Below are 18637 nucleotides of genomic sequence, written 5' to 3' on the forward strand. Positions count from 1 at the left end.
GTGCTGAATATGATAATCAGATCTGATGAATCATCAGGAAGCGAACCGTCATGTTTGAGAAACGTCATCGTATCACGCTGTTATTTAACGCAAATAAGGCCTACGATCGGCAAGTTGTTGAAGGTGTCGGCGAATACCTGCAGGCATCGCAATCCGAATGGGATATTTTTATTGAGGAGGACTTTCGCGCCCGTATCGAAAACATCAAAGACTGGCTCGGCGACGGAGTGATTGCCGATTATGACGACCGGGATATTGAGCGCCTGCTTGCGGATGTCAACGTCCCCATCGTTGGCGTTGGCGGCTCTTACCATCTGCCAGAGCACTATCCGGCGGTGCATTACATCGCTACCGATAACTACGCGCTGGTCGAAAGTGCTTTTCTGCATCTGAAAGAGAAAGGCGTGCACCGTTTTGCATTCTATGGTCTGCCTCCCTCCAGCGGTAAAGGCTGGGCCGCTGAGCGTGAATATGCTTTTTGCCAGCTGGTCGCTCAGGAAAAATATCGCGGCGTAGTCTATCAGGGGCTGACAACCGCGCCGGAAAACTGGCAGCACGCGCAAAATCGCCTCGCTGACTGGCTGCAAACTCTGCCACCGCAGACCGGAATTATTGCCGTGACCGATGCCCGCGCCCGCCATCTTTTACAAGTTTGCGATCATTTACATATTCCGGTGCCGGAAAAACTGTGCGTTATCGGTATTGATAATGAAGAACTCACCCGCTATCTCTCCCGCGTCGCGCTCTCCTCTGTGGCGCAGGGCACCAGGCAGATGGGCTACCAGGCCGCAAAACTGTTACATCGGTTGCTGGATAACGAAACCTTGCCGCTACAACGCTTGCTGGTGCCGCCGGTGCGCGTCATCGCCCGGCGCTCTACAGATTACCGTTCCCTTAACGATCCTGCGGTGATTCAGGCCATGCACTACATCCGCAACCATGCATGCAAAGGTATTAAAGTTGATCAGGTCCTTGATGCGGTAGGTATCTCGCGATCGAACCTGGAAAAGCGGTTTAAAGAAGAGGTGGGTGAGACGATTCACGCGGTCATCCATGCCGAGAAGCTGGAAAAAGCGCGTAGCCTGCTGATTTCGACGTCGCTCTCCATTAATGAGATCTCGCAAATGTGCGGCTATCCCTCGCTGCAATACTTCTATTCAGTATTTCGCAAAGAGTACGACAGCACGCCGAAAGACTACCGTGACCGCTACAGCGAAGTGCTTGTCTGACAATTGCTTAGCAATAAAAACCGCCTTCCGCAGGGAAGGCGTTCTGCTTTACATATGCGCGGCAATTAATCGCCGATTGTCCTGATACATGGCAAACAGGTAGTTGTTATATTTCGCGCCCTGGGTTGAGTAACCCTTCAGCTTGTGAATCATATTCGTTGCCGTTACTTCCTGATCCGCTTTACGCAGTTGCGCCCGCGATTTGCGGAAAGACGCATAAGCCGCGTGCGTATTCAGATTGGCAACATACGCCTCCACAGACTCCTGCACCGAATCAAAGGCCGCATAACCTTTAACTTTGCCGGAACCACTATTACAGCGCCCTTTGGCACACTTCATGCCAAACAGATTATTGTTAACGCGTGCCAGCTTCGAGGTTCCCCAGCCGCTCTCTGCAGCAGCCATAGTCGCAACCATGCTGTCAGGAATAATGTCCACTCGCTCCAGCAGCGCATTCCACGGAACATGGCGCGTATTGCCAGACCAGCGAACTTTATAACGCTGAGCAATATCCTTCAGGCGCGAGCGCTCGGCTGGCGACCACTGGCTGTCATATCGTTTACTTAGCAACCACTTACGCTCGGCGGTTATGGCTGAGTTTTTGCTGGTAATGTGAGGCATTACTGTCCGGAGAAACGCTTTTTTCCTTTGGGTTCCGGAAGGGTATTTTCGCAAATCAGGAAGTGAACCACTTTTTACACTATTGCGAGAATACTCTTGTTTACTGCTTGCCTGTTTATTTACGCTTGCTTTAACTGTGTGGGCTTTGTGACTCGCTGTTTCGTGCGTCTTTGAAAGCACCCCACCCGAAAATGAAAGGGTGAGAAACATGAGTATCGTCGCCCCGGTTCGTCGCATGGGTATCGATATCATTAGGTCTCCTGGTCGGATATAAGCATTCCAACACCTTCTTTTTTCACAATTTTGAGAAGTTAGCTCAAAATTATACCAAAATTACCCGCTAAGGGCATCTGCTGAAATAATCCAATTCCGAAATCATCCCCCTGGTAAACTGCACATAAACCAGGCAGCACCCTTCAAAGTGTAATGCTTTTCACAAAGACCATACCCAACGCAAGGTCACACTTCCCTCTCCGCCCATAAGCTCCTCCCCGTAGATCCTTGTCGCAGGATGAGTTTTTATTCGATTGATGCTGGCAAACTGGGAAAAATCAGGCAGTAAACCCGGAAAAATCACCATCACAGGGGATGCAATGAAACGATCTGCGCTGTTACTGCTGCTGTTGCCCGCCACCGCCCTCGCTGACTGGTCTGCCGCACGCTTTCCCGCTTTTACTCACGATGAAACCGGCATCTGGCAAAGCCATGCCACCTTGCCAAAAGGCACGTATCCACTCACGTTAAAAGATGACCAGCGCTGCTGGCAGCCTGCCACTGACGTTAAGCTGAACCAGATGCTCTCGCTCATCCCCTGTGAAGGCAGCACGCCGCAGTGGCGGGTTTTTCGCGACGGCGATTATCAGCTACGCATCGACACCCGCTCCGGCTCACCCACGCTGTTGCTGAGCGTCAAAAGCCAGGCGCCAGACTCTCCGGCAACCCCTGTGCACCAATGCCCGGTGCGCAACGACAAACCATTGACCCTGGACGTTGGCGATACCTTTGCTGAAGGCAGCACAGTGCGTGATTTTTACAGCCAACAAACGGCAACTGTTCGCAACGGTAAGATTACGTTGCAACCCGCAGCGGGTAGCGATGGGCTTTTGTTATTAGAAAACGCGCAAACGGCCGTGCCTGCGCCGTTTCAGTGGCATAACGCCACCGTCTATTTCGTGTTAACCGACCGCTTTGTGAATGGCGACACGAGCAACGATAACAGCTACGGGCGGCATAAAGATGGCATGCAGGAAATTGGCACCTTTCACGGCGGCGATCTTAAGGGCCTGACCAGTAAACTTACGTACCTGCAAGAGCTTGGCGTTAACGTGCTATGGATAAGCTCGCCGCTGGAGCAAATTCACGGCTGGGTTGGCGGCGGTATCAAAGGTGATTTTCCCCATTACGCTTACCACGGCTACTACCCGCAGGACTGGACCCGTCTCGATGCCAACATGGGTAGCGAAGCGGATTTACGCGCCCTGGTGGATGAGGCGCACCGGCGCGGCATCCGCGTCCTCTTTGATGTGGTGATGAACCACACCGGCTACGCAACACTTGCGGATATGCAACGCTATCAGTTCGGCGCACTCTATCTGGGCGAGGAAGAGCGCAGCAAAATTTTGGGTGAGCAATGGACCAACTGGCAACCCGCCGCCGGGCAAAACTGGCACAGCTTTAACGATTTTATTAATTTCAGTGATAAAAAAGCCTGGCAAAAGTGGTGGGGTAAAAAATGGATCCGTACCGATATCGGTGATTACGATAGCCCTGGTTTTGATGATCTGACGCTTTCGCTGATGTTTTTGCCGGATTTGAAAACGGAATCCACCACGCCTTCCGGGCTGCCTGCGTTTTACCAGCACAAGCCCGATACCCGCGCGCAGGAAATAGCAGGCTATACGCCGCGCGATTATCTCACGCACTGGCTCAGCCAATGGGTTCGCGAATACGGTATCGATGGGTTTCGCGTAGACACGGCTAAAAATGTTGAACTGGCGGCCTGGCAGCAGTTAAAAACCCAGGCCACCCAGGCGCTCGCCGCATGGAAACAGGCAAACCCGGAGAAAAAAATTGACGACGCGCCGTTCTGGATGACCGGTGAAGCCTGGGGACATGGCGTGATGCAAAGCGACTATTACCGCCACGGTTTCGACGCAATGATCAATTTTGACTATCAGCAGCAAGCCGCGAACGCTGTACCTTGCCTGGCCAATATGGATAGCACCTGGCAGGAGATGGCGCAGAAGCTGCAAAATTTTAACGTATTGAGTTATCTCTCTTCTCATGATACGCGCCTGTTTCGTGAAGGCGACGATGCGTCGGCACAGCTTTTACTGCTGGCACCAGGAGCCGTGCAGATCTTTTATGGTGACGAATCCGGGCGTCCTTTTGGCCCGACAGGCTCCGATCCGCTGCAAGGAACACGCTCAGATATGAACTGGCAGGACTTGCAAGGCCCGGCCGCGCAACGGCTGCGCCACTGGCAAACTCTTGGGCAATTTCGCGCGCGTCATCCCGCGATTGGCGCAGGCCAACATCGCACATTGAACCTTCCGCAAGGCTATGGTTTTGTGCGCCAGCAAGGAGATGACAAAGTGATGGTCGTCTGGGCCGGGCTGAAGTCACCCTGAGCCTGTCGGCAAATATCAGCAGATTATTTGGCGAAGATAGCCAGTTATAAACATAAAACGCTGACATAAGCGGGCCGTGCCGATTTGCACCCTGCGATTCTGAGCGCTATGGTTACCCACTTTGAACAGCAGCGCAGCAGAGCAGTAGCTATGACATTTTCACTTTTCGGCGACAAATTTACGCGCCATGCAGGCATTACCCGCCTGATGGAAGATCTCAACGACGGTTTGCGCACGCCAGGAGCCATTATGCTTGGCGGCGGAAACCCGGCACAAATCCCGGCCATGACCGATTATTTTCACCACCTTCTGACAGAGATGGTCGAAAACGGCAAGGCGACCGATGCGCTGTGTAATTATGATGGCCCACAGGGTAAAACCGAGCTGCTAACGGCGCTGGCAGGCATGTTGCGTGAAACCCTGGGCTGGGATATTGAAGCGCAGAATATTGCGCTGACAAATGGCAGCCAGAGCGCATTTTTCTACTTATTTAATTTGTTTGCTGGCCGCCGTGCCGATGGCAGCACGAAAAAAGTGCTGTTCCCGCTGGCTCCTGAATACATTGGCTATGCGGATTCCGGTCTGGAAGAGGATCTGTTCGTCTCTGCGCGCCCCAATATCGAACTGTTGCCTGGCGGGCAGTTTAAATATCACGTCGATTTTGAACACCTGCACATTGGTGAAGAGACCGGGATGATATGCGTCTCGCGCCCTACCAACCCCACCGGCAACGTGATTACCGATGAAGAATTAATGAAACTTGATGTGCTGGCCAATCAGCACAACATTCCGCTGGTGATTGATAATGCCTACGGCGTCCCTTTCCCCGGCATCATCTTTAGCGAAGCGCGCCCGCTCTGGAACCCGAATATCATCCTGTGCATGAGCCTGTCGAAACTGGGCCTGCCCGGCAGCCGCTGCGGCATTATCATCGCCAACGATAAAGTTATCTCAGCCATTCGCAATATGAATGGCATCATCAGCCTTGCGCCCGGTGGGATCGGCCCGGCCATGATGTGTGAAATGATCAAGCGTAAGGATTTGCTGCGCCTGTCTGATGAAGTGATCAAACCGTTTTATTACCAGCGGGTGCAGGAAACCATCGCCACTCTCCGCCGTTACTTGCCCGAAGAGCGTTGCCTGATTCATAAACCTGAAGGGGCGATTTTCCTCTGGCTGTGGTTTAAAGACTTACCCATCAGCACCGAACTTCTGTATCAGCGCCTGAAAAAACGCGGCGTACTGATGGTGCCCGGTCACTATTTCTTCCCTGGGCTGGATAAGCCCTGGCCTCACACGCACCAGTGTATGCGCATGAACTACGTGCCGGAGCCGTCGCTTATCGAAACCGGGGTTAAAATCCTCGCCGAAGAGATAGAAATAGCCTGGCAAGAAAATCATAAAAAGTAATAAGAGCAAGCCATCTCAGGATGGCTTTTTTCTTTAATAAAGATTAGTAACCGCACTAAAAGTAATATTATTAAAATGGCGAAAATTTTTAAACCAATATATTATACACCGCGTAACTTACTGCCCTTCTTTATTTATGTAACCGCTCCCGGATATCTTTTCAGTTAAATAAAACTAAAAAACACTCTAAATACGTTAGCAGTACTTAATTCATGTTATTTTTTATCTTTATGATTTTAAAAAGGTATTTATCAGTAAAAATAGTAACAATTAGGAATAATCATATTTTTGATATTTTTTTGATAAATTGCGCCAGCCAACATTGCTGGCTTAAAAATACGACATACACTCTTTAATACGCTGTCCGGCGTTTTATTTAGTGGAGTATTATCATGGCTACTAATAACGTTAGCCGCCTTAGCATTATGGCGGTGGCGGTACTTTTTGCATTCTCATTATCAGCCTGTAGTGGGAGTGGCGGCGGATCTCACACCTCTGCAAAAAATAACCCAGTCACCGGCACGGACTCCTCCGGTACAACAGGAGGCGGTAGCGATGATACCGCAGGTAACGGCGGGGGAAGCGGCGGCACGGATGGCAACGGCGGTGGAACAAGCGGCACGGACGGCTCCGGCGGCACCAACGGCGGTACCGTCACCGCATCAACCGTTAACACCCTGGTCGGCGATGTCGGTTCAACGGTCTCCGGCGTCGGCGACACTCTTAACGGCCTTGGCAGCCAATTACCGACTAACAATCCGGTGACCTCAACCGTCTCCACCACCGTGAGCGGTCTTGGTAGCGCAGTCGATACCGCTGGTAGCGGATTAGTCACTGGGCTTGGCGATCGTAGCAACACAAACGGCGTCGGCACCAGCGTGCAGGGCGTGACAAATAGCGTCGCTGTTGTCGGCAATACCGTTTCCGGCATTGGTAACCAGCTTGCCAGCACCACGGTAAACTCACGCCTTAGCCCGGTCACCGGTGCCGCTGGCGCGATTGTGAACAGCGCCGGTCAGTTAGTCAGCACCACCGGAAGCTCGCTGACCAATGTTGTTGCCAGCCAGGATGTGGCTCGCGTGACCACGGGCGCAACCACGCTTGTTAATCACACTGTCGGCGGAGTTGAGAAATTAACCCAGGGCGTCGGGAAGACCACAGGGCTGGGTAAACCTGTGAATAACCTGCTCACCGCCGTCGGTAATGGCGTCAGCGGCATCGGTAGCAATATCAGCACGACGAACCCGGGCCTGAACGGTGTTGGGCAAATCGTGCAAACCGTGGGTCAAACGGTGACAGATGTGGGTGGCCTGGTTAAACCCGCCGTCGCCACAGGCAGTAACAATGGCGGCCTCTCTGCAGACGCCTCCGTAGACGCCAACAAAACCGGCATTCTTGCCAACGTCAACACCACCCTGAATAACGTAACGACGGGTTTAACCGCCGGTGCGACCACCAGTAGCAACGCCAACACCAGTGAAACCTCCACTCCACGTCCCGGCAGCTTAGCCGGTGTTTTGGGTGGCATTCTAAAACCAAACCGTTTGTAAACCTTTCATGCCCCCTTACGGGGGCATTATTCACAGCAATTGATTTCACCGGCAAATGTGCGGTGATTAAAAGAGACTGAGCGATGAAACGCCCATTTTGCCTCGCAGTGCTTTGTGTGGCGCTCCTGCCCGTGGTACGCGCCGAAACCTTGCCATCAATTGTGGATAAAGATAACCCGGCGAAACCCTCGCGAAACATTCCTGACCCCAATGCTACACCCGCGCGTGCGCCGACGGTTACCGTTGACAAACCCGACAGCGAACTGACGCCGCAAACCCGCGTGCAGGTCAGGCATATCCAGTTTATTGGCGGCACGGTCTACCCGTTGAAATCCTTGCTGCTGCCTTTCGCGCCCTGGGCGGGTAAAACGGTTCCTCTGCAAACAATCATTGAGCTGACCAATGCCATTACGGCCCGTTATCAAAAGGATGGCTATCCCCTCTCTTACGCCTGGCTCCCGGATGATAATTTTCACGATGGCACCGTAAAAATTGTGCTGGTTGAAGGTTATGTGGCGCGCAGCGATATCAAAAGCGATAACGCCAACACGGCGCAACGCCTGAAGCGGCTGGCGACGAAGGTGATGAATGAAAAACCGCTGTCGCAAAACACATTCGACCGCTATAGCCAGCTGATGACGCGCACGCCTGGCAGTACCGTTGATGTAAACGCCCAGTTGCCGCAGAACATTTACGGGGCGGCCGTCATGGAAGCCCGCGCCACGCAACCACATATCTGGGATCTCTCTTCCACGCTGGATTTACGCAAAGACCAAAACCTGGCGCTGGTGAATGGCTCGCTGAGCAATTTGACCCGTTATGGCGATCAGCTTGGTCTGGCGGCTTTTGTGCCGCTGGATAGCAAGCGTGAAAAGCGCTACTTCGGGGCTAACTACCAGCAGTTTTTGACGGACGAAGGGCTGTCCATGCAGCTGAAAGGGAGCTTTTATCGCGACATGCCAAAAGGCTTTGAGCCGCTGCTCACACTGCCTGGGGATATCCGCGTCGAAGCCCGGCAAAACACCACGCAATACAATGGCGGTGTCAGCTTTGGCTACCCTTTGCTGCTGACCCGGCAGAAACAAATCAGCCTCTCTGGCGGCGCCGATTACACCGACAAGCGCAACGACTACGCATTGCAGGCCGCGGGGTTCGGGCAGACTCTCGCGCTGGGTACACAGCATCAGCATGTGCGCTATCCGGCGCTGGAAGTAGGGATTAACGGTTTTCGTGGTTTCGATACCGCAAGCCTCGCAGGTAGCCTGACGCTTCGCCAGGGCATCGACGGCGCAGGCGCGGATGTTTCCCCCTCCGGCTTGACCGACCTGAGCTTTACACGCTGGAAAGCTACGCTTGATGGTGCATGGCTGCTGGCGCAAAACTGGCGGCTTGCCACCTCGCTGGAAGGTGACTGGTCAGATAACAACTTGCCGGACGCAGAACAGGTAAACTTTGGCGCGCAGCGCTTCGGGCGCGGTTATCAGGACGGCGAAGCCAGCGGTGATTACGGTTATGGCGGCCAGCTCGAACTGCGTTACCTGTTTATGCGTAACAACAGCCCGTGGCTGGCGACCGTTCAGCCATATTTGCTCGCCGACACGGCACGCAGTGGCTACAACCAGTCGGGCATTCGCAAGCAGCGGTTAAGCTCCGTCGCCGGTGGGGTGATGCTTGGTGATAACCGCCACTATAGCCTGACGCTGGAGGCGGCGCGCCCGACCGGGGATTTGCCCACCGATAGCGACAAACGTAGCTGGCGTTATAGCCTGACGGTGACCTGGAATTTCAACAATTTACGCTAACCAGCGGTGCAAACGCGCTGCGCTGAGCTGTGCTGGATCAACACAGCTCAACGCCTGCGTCGGGCACGCTTGCACACACGCAGGGCCTGCGTCGCGATGCTGGCAGAGATCGCACTTCACCGCCTGCACACGCTCAGCCACCCGCGTGACCTGCATCGCGCCAAACGGGCAGGCCAGCATACAGCTTTTACAACCGATGCAGCGCGACTGTTCAACGCACACCGCGCCATCCTTACGGGAAATGGCTCCGACCGGGCAGACAGCCGCGCAGGGCGCATCTTCGCAATGGTGGCAGGTGACTGCCGTGGAAAATGTCCCGGTTTTAACCACCCGGATACGGGCGCTAAAAACGGCAGGCGTCACTGATGCGCAGTCCTGATTGTCCTGATGCGAGACCACACAGGCGACCTCGCAAGTGCGACAACCGATGCATTTAGCTGAGTCTGCGATAATAAAACGGTTCATTCCCCACTCCGCTGGCGCAAAAATACCAGGATGCCAGAAAAGCCGCATCCGCTGCTTTGATCGCAGCAGGCATAGCGATCAGATTATTCAGGGGAAGAATAAGATTTCACGTCTGGCGAAGCGATCGCCAGACGGAAAACTGTCAGGGGTTTTCTTTACCAAACAAGGCGCTGTCGCGCAGGATATGATCGTTACCACGGCGGCGCGTAAAGCCGACACGGTCAAAATACTCCAGAATCTGCACCGCCAGTTTGCGCCCGACGTTCAGCGTGTCGCGGAAATCCGCAGCGCTGGTCGGCCCGCGAACTTCATCCAGGTGGCGGATCATACTGGCGAAGGTCACGATACGATCATTACGGTAGTAACGATCTTTGACGATCGCGGTAATCAGCCCTTGCTGCGCGGCCTGGCGTAACACGCCGCGCATCTCCTGCTCATCAGCCCCCACTTCCCGCGCCAGATCGCGCACCCACCAGGGCTCATCGCCAAACAGTGGCGCGACTTTTTGCCACCACTGTTCCTGCTGTTCGCTAAAGCCAGCTTTATGATCGGGGAGATGCAACCAGCCGTGATGGCTATGGATATCGCCGCTCTCGCGCATGCGCTCAATCAGCGTCAGCACCAGCGCTTCATCTTCCATCGGCAGCGCCATCCGCCGCAGGCGCTCACGCCCCGGCCCTGGCTCTTCGCGATGCTGCGCATGATAAGTTGCCAGCGTATCCAGCAATTTGCGCTGCCAGCGCGCCGCCACTGGCGCGTTGAGTAAATTATCACCGGCACGAATAAACCCTGGGTTATCCAGCAGCTTCTCCAGACCGCTGGTACGCAACTGCCGCGCCCAGCTAAACGCCGGGAGATTGACCGCCCCGCGCTGCAGATGTACCGCTAAAGCCTGCGCATCATCGCTGCTCTTCGCCAGCCCGGCGAGCCATTGCAGGTACTCCGGCTTGCGTTTACCCCGACGCGGCGAGTTCAGCAGCACGACGCGTGCGCCAGCGAGCGTATTACGCGCTGAAATATCGCGCAGCACCAGCCGATCGTTATCCGCAAGCCACAGCGGCGTATCCAGTACCAGCTCGGCCAGGTCATTTTCCAGCAGCGACACGCGCCCTGTAACATGGCTCGCCGCATGATGAATATGCAGCGGCTGCCACTGCGTCAGCGGTACGTGGGTTTGCAACGCAACGACGAGGCGTTCGACCGGCCCTGGCGGCGGCTCTGACAACAGCCAGTCACCGCGATTGATAGCGTCTTTCTCTGCATCACCGGCAATGTTTAGCGCAATGCGCTGCCCGGCATGGGCATGTTCAACCGGCTGATTTTGCGCATGCAGGCCGCGCACGCGCATCGGTTTATTCACCCCGGTTAACCACAGCGTATCGCCAACGCGCACGTCGCCAGACAACGCCGTGCCCGTCACCACCAGCCCCGCACCTTTCACGGTGAAGGCGCGATCGAGCGCCAGGCGAAAACGCTGATGCTCAGGGTGCGCACGCTCCGGCAACGCCAGCAAGTGCGCACGCAGTTCTGCAATGCCCCGCTGCGTGGTCGCGGCAGTCACAAAAAGCGTTGCCTGCGGGTAGCCAAACGCGCGCAAGGTGTTTTCGACATCGTCACGGACTTCGTTGATGCGCGCCTCATCCACCCGATCCGCTTTGGTTAGGGCCACGGTCAGCGCCGGATTACCAGTCAGTTGCAAAATCGCCAGGTGTTCGCGCGTTTGCGCCATCACCCCATCGTCACAAGCAACCACCAGCAAGGCGTGATCGATGCCGCCAACACCTGCCAGCATATTGGTGAGAAACTTTTCATGCCCTGGCACATCGATAAAACCTGGCACACGTCCATCCGGCTGAGGCCAGTAGGCATAACCGAGATCAATGGTCATCCCGCGCTTTTTTTCTTCCGGCAGACGGTCAGCGTTAACGCCGGTAATGGCTTCAATCAGGGTGGTTTTGCCGTGGTCGACATGCCCGGCAGTGGCAATAATCATTTAAGCAACATCTCCAACAAGCGGGATTCATTCTCAAGACAGCGGCAATCCAGCCACAGGCGACCATCGTAAATACGGCCAATCACCGGCTGCGGCAGCGACCGCCACTGCGTTGCCAGGGTTTCCAGCCGACGACCGCTGCCATCGCGCGGCGTGAAGGTCAGCGCCGCGCCCGGTAACCTGTCTACCGGCAACGAACCGCTGCCAATTTGCGACAGGCAATCCTCCACCTGCACCTCAAAGTCGTGATAATGCGCGGCAAGTGTGCTGCATAACCGCTGCGCCTGCGCCTGTATCTCAGGGCGCGAGCGCGTCAGGTAACGCAACGTCGGTAGGTTATCGATAAGTTTTTCCGGGTGCAGATAGAGTCGCAGCGTGGCTTCCAGCGCGGCGAGGGTCATTTTATCCGCACGCAGCGCACGTTTGAGCGGATGCTGCTGCAACTGCTCAATCAGCGCTTTTTTGCCGACAATAATACCGGCCTGCGGGCCACCGAGCAGTTTGTCCCCGGAGAAACTCACCAGACTGACGCCAGCGGCAATCAGCGCCTGCGGCATCGGCTCCTTCGGTAAGCCATACAGGCTTAAATCCACCAGCGAGCCGCTGCCGAGATCGGCAATCACCGGCAGGCCAGATGCCTGCGTCAGCGACACCAGCTCCGCTTCATCTACCGCTTTGGTAAAACCGTAGATATGGTAATTGCTGGTATGCACCTTCATCAGCAGCGCTGTATTGTCGTTAATGGCCTGCAGATAATCTTTTGCATGCGTGCGGTTGGTGGTTCCGACTTCTCGCAGCGTACAGCCCGCCTGGCGCATCACGTCCGGGATGCGAAACGCCCCGCCTATCTCGACCAGTTCTCCCCGCGAAACCACGACTTCGCGGCCCGCCGCCGTCGCCGCCAGCATCAGCAGTACTGCCGCGGCGTTGTTATTAACAATGCAGGCATCTTCCGCGCCGGTGAGCTGGCACAGCAGGTCAGCTAGCGCCCGGTCACGATGACCGCGCCCGGCACCGTCGAGATCGTACTCCAGCGTCACCGGTGAGCGCATGGCTTGCGCCACCGCCTCGACCGCCGCTTCAGACTGCACCGCGCGCCCCAGATTTGTATGCAGTACTGTACCGCTCAGATTAAACACCGGACGTAGCGCGCTGGTATCGCTCAATTGCAAGCGCTGGCGAACTTCATCCGCCCAGTTCTCGCACCAGTCGGGCAAGGTTTGCTGGCTGCGGATTTGCGCGCGCGCTTCGTCCTGGAGCTGACGCAATGTTTGCGCAACACGACTGTGGCCGAAGGTTTCTAACAGGGATGTGAACGCCTCGTCACGTAACAGGCGATCGGTGGATGGGATCTGGCTGTAAAGAGTTGTCATGAAAAGGCCTGGCTCGTTGATTGCCCCCTCATGTCATGAGGAGGTTTGACATGGGGGGATTGTACAGCGACTTTGCTCAGGCTGACAGAATAGCGATTACGCCCTTGGCGGTTGCGTGCGGGCAAAGCTCTCGCGCTGGAACAAATTTTCCACCAGCTTCACCAACAGCGGGCGATCAACACACCAGCCCGGAGAAACATGGCGGAAGTTGAGATAGCCAATCGCGCAGGCAATGGCGATGGTCGCCAGGTTTACGGTGTCAACGCTCAGCGTGCCGTCTTGCAGATAGCTTTCCAGCGCATCCAGCCCGCGGTTGATTTTTTCCCGCTGGCGCAGCGGCTCGGTCTCTGACTGCTGCTCTACCGGTCGCGCCAGCTCGCGTACGGCCACCAGCCCGGCATCCATAATGCCATCAGCCAGCGCTTCAAGCTGGCGAACTTTTAACGCGGCCTTAGGGTCAGCAGGCAGCATCGCCGGTTCCACGCCTAATAAATCGATATATTCCGCGATGATCGGCGAGTCGTACCAGATTTCCCCCTCGTCGGTCACCAGTGCAGGCACTTTGCCCAGCGGGTTGTAGTGCGCGATACCCGTGTCTGCGTTATAAGGCTGTTCGTTGATAAACTCGAACGTGATGCCCTTTTCCAACAAAATTACCGAGATTTTACGTACAAAGGGGCTGGTGTAACTGCCGATAAGTTTCATCGCCGGGTCCTTTTTCGCCAACAAAAAAGTAATTATGAACTAGTCGCGGCAGATTTTTTCATCAATATGAAAACTTCTCTGATTAATGTGAATCGTGCACGACCTGCTGAAAGGAAGTTACAGGGGCTGCGGGTGAAAATCATACAGTTTGCGGGCGATCACATATGGAAAAATCGGGGTGCATATTTATTGTGATTTAGATCACAAATAAATAACAAAATCCCGCCAGAAAACCGTGAATTGAATCACATTTCAAGCGCTTGCAAGCCGTTTTTTTCACCAATGTTCTTTTTTTACACCACCATTTTGTGACGCGCATCACGCAAAACAGCTGATAAACCGGGGTTCATATGTGATCAAGATCACACTAACAGCCGTTCTCTGGACAGGTGAGCAATTCGGTGCGAGATTTCGCGTCATTAGATAACTCAGGTCCGGCTACCTCTGCCGCCGCGTTAACAACAAACCTCGGGCTTCCGGCCTGTGCGATAGCAAACATAATAAGGGGTTTTTATGTCATCCGATATCAAGATCAAAGTGCAAAGCTTTGGTCGTTTTCTTAGCAATATGGTAATGCCCAACATCGGCGCGTTTATCGCGTGGGGTATCATCACCGCATTGTTTATTCCAACAGGGTGGTTACCTAACGAGACGCTGGCGAAGCTCGTTGGCCCAATGATTACGTATTTGCTGCCGCTGCTCATCGGTTATACCGGTGGTCGCCTGGTTGGCGGCGATCGCGGTGGTGTCGTCGGTGCGATTACCACGATGGGTGTGATTGTCGGTGCGGACATGCCGATGTTCCTTGGTGCGATGATTGCCGGTCCGCTGGGCGGCTACTGCATCAAGAAATTTGACGCCCTGGTAGACGGTAAGATCAAATCCGGTTTTGAAATGCTGGTGAATAACTTCTCCGCTGGCATTATCGGTATGATCCTTGCCATCCTGGCGTTTCTTGGCATTGGCCCGGCGGTTGAAGTCCTGTCAAAAATTCTGGCGGCTGGCGTTAACTTCATGGTTGTCCATGACATGCTGCCGCTGGCGTCTATCTTTGTTGAACCGGCGAAAATCCTGTTCCTTAACAACGCCATCAACCACGGTATCTTCTCACCGCTGGGTATTCAGCAGTCTCATGATATTGGTAAGTCCATCTTCTTCCTGATTGAAGCGAACCCGGGTCCGGGTATGGGCGTGCTGATGGCGTACATGTTCTTCGGTCGCGGCAGCGCGAAACAGTCTGCTGGCGGTGCGGCTATCATCCATTTCCTGGGCGGTATCCACGAAATTTACTTCCCGTACGTGCTGATGAACCCGCGCCTGCTGCTGGCGGTGATCCTCGGCGGTATGACTGGCGTATTCACGCTGAGCGTGCTGAACGGTGGTCTGGTTTCTCCGGCGTCTCCGGGTTCAATTCTGGCCGTGCTGGCGATGACGCCGAAAGGGGCTTACTTCGCGAACCTGGCCGCAATCTTCGCCGCGCTGGCGGTCTCCTTCGTTATCTCTGCCATTCTGCTGAAAACCAGCAAAGTGAAAGAAGACGAAGAAGATATCGATGCCGCAACGCGTCGTGTGCAGGACATGAAAGCGCAGTCTAAAGGCGTTACGGCAACAGCTTCCGGCGATACCACGAATGACCTGAGCCACGTGCGTAAAATTATCGTCGCCTGTGATGCGGGTATGGGTTCCAGCGCCATGGGCGCAGGCGTGCTGCGCAAGAAAGTGCAGGATGCGGGCCTGACGAATATCTCCGTCACCAACAGCGCAATCAACAGTCTGCCGTCAGACGTTGACCTGGTGATTACGCACCGTGACCTGACTGAGCGTGCGATGCGCCAGGTTCCGCAGGCGCAGCATATTTCGCTGACCAACTTCCTCGATAGCGGCCTGTACACCAACCTGACCGAACGTCTGGTTGCTGCTCAGCGTCATACCGATAACGCCGCGAAGGTCAGCAGCAGCCTGCAAGATAGCTTTGATACCAGCAACAGCCACCTGTTTAAGCTGGGCGCAGAGAATATCTTCCTGGGGCGTACGGCGAGTAACAAAGAAGAAGCGATCCGTTTTGCTGGTGAACAGCTGGTAAAAGGCGGCTACGTGCAGCCGGAATATGTGGACGCCATGCTGGAACGTGAGAAACTGACGCCGACTTATCTGGGTGAATCTATCGCGGTGCCGCACGGTACGGTTGAAGCCAAAGATCGCGTGCTGAAAACCGGCGTGGTGTTCTGCCAGTACCCGGACGGCGTGCGTTTTGGTGAAGATGAAGACGACATCGCTCGCCTGGTCATTGGTATCGCTGCTCGCAATAATGAGCACATTCAGGTGATTACCAGCCTGACTAACGCACTGGATGACGAGACGGTTATCGAGCGTCTCGCGCATACTGACAGCGTCGAAGAAGTGCTGGCGTTGCTCAATAAGTAAATTCTTCCCTCTCCCTGCGGGGAGAGGGCTGTGGTGAGGGGAAAGTCGCCCGTTTCCTCACCCCAGCCCTCTCGGGTAAAAACATTGATAAAGGTTAACACTATGAAAGCATTGCATTTTGGCGCAGGTAATATCGGACGTGGTTTTATCGGCAAACTCCTTGCCGACGCGGGGATTAAGCTGACATTCGCCGATGTGAATCAGGTGGTTCTGGATGCCCTGAATGCCCGTCATAGCTATCAGGTGCATGTTGTTGGTGAAAACGAGCAGGTCGAAACAGTAAGTGGTGTCGATGCCGTGAGCAGTATCGGTGATGAGGTGGTTGACCTGATTACAAGCGTTGATCTGGTAACTACCGCTGTTGGCCCGGTTGTACTGGAACGCATCGCGCCGGCCATCGCGAAAGGCCTGGTAAAACGTAAAGCGCAGGGCGTGAACACGCCGCTAAACATTATCGCCTGCGAGAACATGGTGCGCGGCACCACGCAGCTTAAAGGCCATGTTTTCGCCGCGCTTCCTGAAGAAGACAAAGCCTGGGTTGAAGAGCATGTGGGCTTCGTTGACTCTGCTGTTGACCGCATCGTTCCGCCGTCGGCCTCCGCTACCAACGATCCGCTGGAAGTGACGGTAGAAACATTCAGCGAGTGGATTGTTGATAAAACGCAGTTCAAAGGCGCGTTGCCGACGATTGCAGGTATGGAGCTGACAGATAATCTGATGGCATTTGTCGAGCGTAAACTCTTTACGCTGAACACCGGTCACGCTATCACCGCCTATCTCGGGCAGCAAACCGGCCATCAAACCATCCGTGATGCCATCCTTGATGACAAAATCCGCGCCGTCGTCAAAGGTGCGATGGAGGAGAGCGGCGCGGTGTTGATTAAGCGCTATGGTTTCGATGCGCAGAAACATGCTGCCTACATTCAGAAAATCCTCGGTCGCTTTGAAAATCCCTATCTGAAAGATGATGTCGAGCGCGTGGGTCGCCAGCCGCTGCGTAAACTGAGCGCGGGCGATCGCCTGATTAAACCGCTGCTCGGCACGCTGGAGTACAACCTGCCGCACGCCAACCTGGTAAAAGGTATCGCTGCAGCGATGCATTACCGCAGCGAGCAGGATCCGCAGGCACAGGAACTGGCCGCCCTTATCGATGAAAAAGGGCCGCAGGCTGCGCTGGCACAAATTTCGGGCCTTGACGCGAGCAGCCCGGTCGTCGCTGAAGCGGTTAACGCGTACAACGCAAAGGCATGATGCCGACTATGGCGCGGGATACCCCGCGCCAGTTAACGAAATGGTCTGAAATGCAGGCAATAATGGAACAGACGCAGGCTTTCGAAAACCGCGTGCTTGAACGTCTCAATGCGGGTAAAACCGTACGAAGTTTTTTGATTGCTACCGTTGAGCTTCTCAACGAGGCGGTCAATATCTTAGTTCTTCAGGTGTTTCGCAAAGACGATTACGCGGTGAAATACGCCGTCGAACCGCTACTTGACGGCGACGGGCCGTTGGGGAATTTGTCGGTGCGTTTAAAGCTTATTTACGGACTTGGCGTGATTTCCCGCCAGGAATATGAAGACGCAGAGCTGCTGATGGCGCTACGCGAGGAGCTTAACCACGACGGAACAGAGTACGCTTTCACCGATGATGAAATCCTCGGCCCTTTCGGAGAGCTACACTGTGTTGCTGCACTGCCTCCTGCTCCGCAGTTTGAGACGAGCGATGCCGAGCTTTTCGCGATGCAAAAACAGCGCTACCAGCAGGTTGTTCGCTCTACGATGGTGCTATCTCTGACCGAGCTGATTTCCCGAATCAGCTTAAAAAAAGCATTCCAGAAGTAACCTGCACCACAAATGTTGTATCCTTGCTGTTTACCCCAATGAAACTGAGCACCATGAAAGAAGTTGAAAAAAACGAAATCAAACGCCTGAGCGACCGCCTCGACGCACTTCGCCACCAACAGGCCGAGCTCTCTTTAGCCGAGTCTGCGGACAAGTACGCAGAGCTTGAAAAAGAAAAAGCCACGCTGGAAACAGAAATCGATCGCCTGCGTAATCAGTACAGTCAAAAGCTGAGTAAAGAGGCGCAAAAATTGATGAGTTTGCCTTTTAGCCGTGCGATTACGAAAAAAGAGCAGGCAGACCTCGGCAAGCTGAAAAAAAGCGTTCGTGGCCTGGTCGTTGTACATCCCATGACCGCGCTGGGACGTGAAATGGGCCTTGAGGTCATGACCGGCTACGCAAAAAGCGAGTTTTAATCCGCATCTCCTGATCCTTTACCAGATGGATCAGGAGTATTCCCCCCTTTCTTTTTAATCTATCTTTTTTATTCATTACACTTAATATTCTTACCGACACTCTACATATTAATTTTTTCTTAAAATGCCCTCATAAAAACGCAGCCATATAATTTCACGGTCAGTGAATGTACTATATTGC

General features: G+C 54.5%; 14 protein-coding genes. 9 read left to right on the forward strand and 5 right to left on the reverse strand.

Features of this window, described 5'->3' with window-relative positions; genetic code table 11:
* Nucleotides 1-50: 50 nt before the first annotated feature.
* Nucleotides 51-1229, forward strand: coding sequence for a D-xylose utilization transcriptional activator XylR (gene xylR, locus ACTU3N_RS19740; RefSeq protein ID WP_443087838.1), 1179 nt, complete (start codon nt 51-53; stop codon nt 1227-1229).
* 48 nt (nt 1230-1277) lie between these two features.
* On the opposite strand, the gene ACTU3N_RS19745 is transcribed toward xylR, so the two are convergent.
* Nucleotides 1278-2102 (reverse strand): protein bax, encoded by an 825-nt coding sequence (locus ACTU3N_RS19745; protein ID WP_443087839.1) that lies wholly within the window; start codon nt 2100-2102, stop codon nt 1278-1280.
* A gap of 341 nt (nt 2103-2443) precedes the next feature.
* On the opposite strand from ACTU3N_RS19745, the gene ACTU3N_RS19750 reads away from it, so the two are divergent.
* From ACTU3N_RS19750 to ACTU3N_RS19765, 4 genes are all read left to right on the forward strand, one after another.
* Nucleotides 2444-4480, forward strand: coding sequence for an alpha-amylase (locus tag ACTU3N_RS19750; RefSeq protein WP_443087840.1), 2037 nt, complete (start codon nt 2444-2446; stop codon nt 4478-4480).
* Between the two features lie 150 nt (nt 4481-4630).
* The gene (gene avtA, locus ACTU3N_RS19755; RefSeq protein WP_443087841.1) at nt 4631-5890 is read left to right on the forward strand and encodes a valine--pyruvate transaminase; all 1260 of its coding nucleotides are present in this window, start codon (nt 4631-4633) and stop codon (nt 5888-5890) included.
* A 392-nt stretch (nt 5891-6282) separates the two neighbouring features.
* Nucleotides 6283-7440 (forward strand): collagen-like triple helix repeat-containing protein, encoded by a 1158-nt coding sequence (locus tag ACTU3N_RS19760; RefSeq protein WP_443087842.1) that lies wholly within the window; start codon nt 6283-6285, stop codon nt 7438-7440.
* 83 nt (nt 7441-7523) lie between these two features.
* Nucleotides 7524-9242, forward strand: coding sequence for a ShlB/FhaC/HecB family hemolysin secretion/activation protein (locus tag ACTU3N_RS19765; protein ID WP_443087843.1), 1719 nt, complete (start codon nt 7524-7526; stop codon nt 9240-9242).
* Here the strand turns inward: ACTU3N_RS19765 and ACTU3N_RS19770 are convergent.
* The 4 genes from ACTU3N_RS19770 to ACTU3N_RS19785 form a co-directional block, all read right to left on the reverse strand.
* Complete coding sequence (locus ACTU3N_RS19770; protein WP_443087844.1) at nt 9234-9707, reverse strand: 4Fe-4S dicluster domain-containing protein; 474 nt, start codon at nt 9705-9707, stop codon at nt 9234-9236. The two genes, ACTU3N_RS19765 and ACTU3N_RS19770, sit on opposite strands and share 9 nt — an antisense overlap.
* Nucleotides 9708-9849: 142 nt before the next feature.
* A complete protein-coding gene (gene selB, locus ACTU3N_RS19775; protein WP_443087845.1) occupies nt 9850-11700 on the reverse strand; it encodes a selenocysteine-specific translation elongation factor in 1851 nt (616 codons plus the stop codon).
* Nucleotides 11697-13073, reverse strand: coding sequence for an L-seryl-tRNA(Sec) selenium transferase (gene selA / locus ACTU3N_RS19780; protein ID WP_443087846.1), 1377 nt, complete (start codon nt 13071-13073; stop codon nt 11697-11699). The genes selB and selA overlap by 4 nt, the downstream gene beginning before the upstream one ends.
* 96 nt (nt 13074-13169) lie before the next feature.
* Nucleotides 13170-13778, reverse strand: a complete 609-nt coding sequence (locus ACTU3N_RS19785; protein WP_443087847.1) for a glutathione S-transferase — start codon at nt 13776-13778, stop codon at nt 13170-13172.
* A gap of 513 nt (nt 13779-14291) precedes the next feature.
* Here ACTU3N_RS19785 and ACTU3N_RS19790 point away from each other — a divergent pair.
* From ACTU3N_RS19790 to ACTU3N_RS19805, 4 genes are all read left to right on the forward strand, one after another.
* On the forward strand, nt 14292-16202 hold the full coding sequence (locus tag ACTU3N_RS19790) for a PTS mannitol transporter subunit IICBA (RefSeq protein ID WP_443087848.1): 1911 nt from the start codon (nt 14292-14294) through the stop codon (nt 16200-16202).
* Between the two features lie 102 nt (nt 16203-16304).
* Entirely contained in the window at nt 16305-17453 is a 1149-nt protein-coding gene (mtlD, locus tag ACTU3N_RS19795; protein ID WP_443087849.1) for a mannitol-1-phosphate 5-dehydrogenase, read from the forward strand.
* Nucleotides 17453-18040: a mannitol operon repressor MtlR gene (mtlR, locus tag ACTU3N_RS19800; protein ID WP_443087902.1), complete on the forward strand. Its 588-nt coding sequence runs from the start codon at nt 17453-17455 to the stop codon at nt 18038-18040. Before mtlD ends, mtlR begins: the two co-directional genes overlap by 1 nt.
* A gap of 53 nt (nt 18041-18093) precedes the next feature.
* Nucleotides 18094-18456, forward strand: coding sequence for a YibL family ribosome-associated protein (locus tag ACTU3N_RS19805; RefSeq protein WP_443087850.1), 363 nt, complete (start codon nt 18094-18096; stop codon nt 18454-18456).
* Nucleotides 18457-18637: the final 181 nt, after the last annotated feature.

The organism is Vagococcus sp. WN89Y, assembly GCF_052220145.1.
Classification (GTDB): domain Bacteria; phylum Pseudomonadota; class Gammaproteobacteria; order Enterobacterales; family Enterobacteriaceae; genus Kosakonia.

What these genes read in the sequence shown, in the direction of transcription:
- xylR (WP_443087838.1), top strand. Translation starts at nt 51, where the DNA reads ATGTTTGAGAAACGTCATCGTATCACGCTGTTATTTAACGCAAATAAG.
- ACTU3N_RS19745 (WP_443087839.1), bottom strand. Translation starts at nt 2,102, where the DNA reads ATGATATCGATACCCATGCGACGAACCGGGGCGACGATACTCATGTTT.
- ACTU3N_RS19750 (WP_443087840.1), top strand. Translation starts at nt 2,444, where the DNA reads ATGAAACGATCTGCGCTGTTACTGCTGCTGTTGCCCGCCACCGCCCTC.
- avtA (WP_443087841.1), top strand. Translation starts at nt 4,631, where the DNA reads ATGACATTTTCACTTTTCGGCGACAAATTTACGCGCCATGCAGGCATT.
- ACTU3N_RS19760 (WP_443087842.1), top strand. Translation starts at nt 6,283, where the DNA reads ATGGCTACTAATAACGTTAGCCGCCTTAGCATTATGGCGGTGGCGGTA.
- ACTU3N_RS19765 (WP_443087843.1), top strand. Translation starts at nt 7,524, where the DNA reads ATGAAACGCCCATTTTGCCTCGCAGTGCTTTGTGTGGCGCTCCTGCCC.
- ACTU3N_RS19770 (WP_443087844.1), bottom strand. Translation starts at nt 9,707, where the DNA reads ATGAACCGTTTTATTATCGCAGACTCAGCTAAATGCATCGGTTGTCGC.
- selB (WP_443087845.1), bottom strand. Translation starts at nt 11,700, where the DNA reads ATGATTATTGCCACTGCCGGGCATGTCGACCACGGCAAAACCACCCTG.
- selA (WP_443087846.1), bottom strand. Translation starts at nt 13,073, where the DNA reads ATGACAACTCTTTACAGCCAGATCCCATCCACCGATCGCCTGTTACGT.
- ACTU3N_RS19785 (WP_443087847.1), bottom strand. Translation starts at nt 13,778, where the DNA reads ATGAAACTTATCGGCAGTTACACCAGCCCCTTTGTACGTAAAATCTCG.
- ACTU3N_RS19790 (WP_443087848.1), top strand. Translation starts at nt 14,292, where the DNA reads ATGTCATCCGATATCAAGATCAAAGTGCAAAGCTTTGGTCGTTTTCTT.
- mtlD (WP_443087849.1), top strand. Translation starts at nt 16,305, where the DNA reads ATGAAAGCATTGCATTTTGGCGCAGGTAATATCGGACGTGGTTTTATC.
- mtlR (WP_443087902.1), top strand. Translation starts at nt 17,453, where the DNA reads ATGCCGACTATGGCGCGGGATACCCCGCGCCAGTTAACGAAATGGTCT.
- ACTU3N_RS19805 (WP_443087850.1), top strand. Translation starts at nt 18,094, where the DNA reads ATGAAAGAAGTTGAAAAAAACGAAATCAAACGCCTGAGCGACCGCCTC.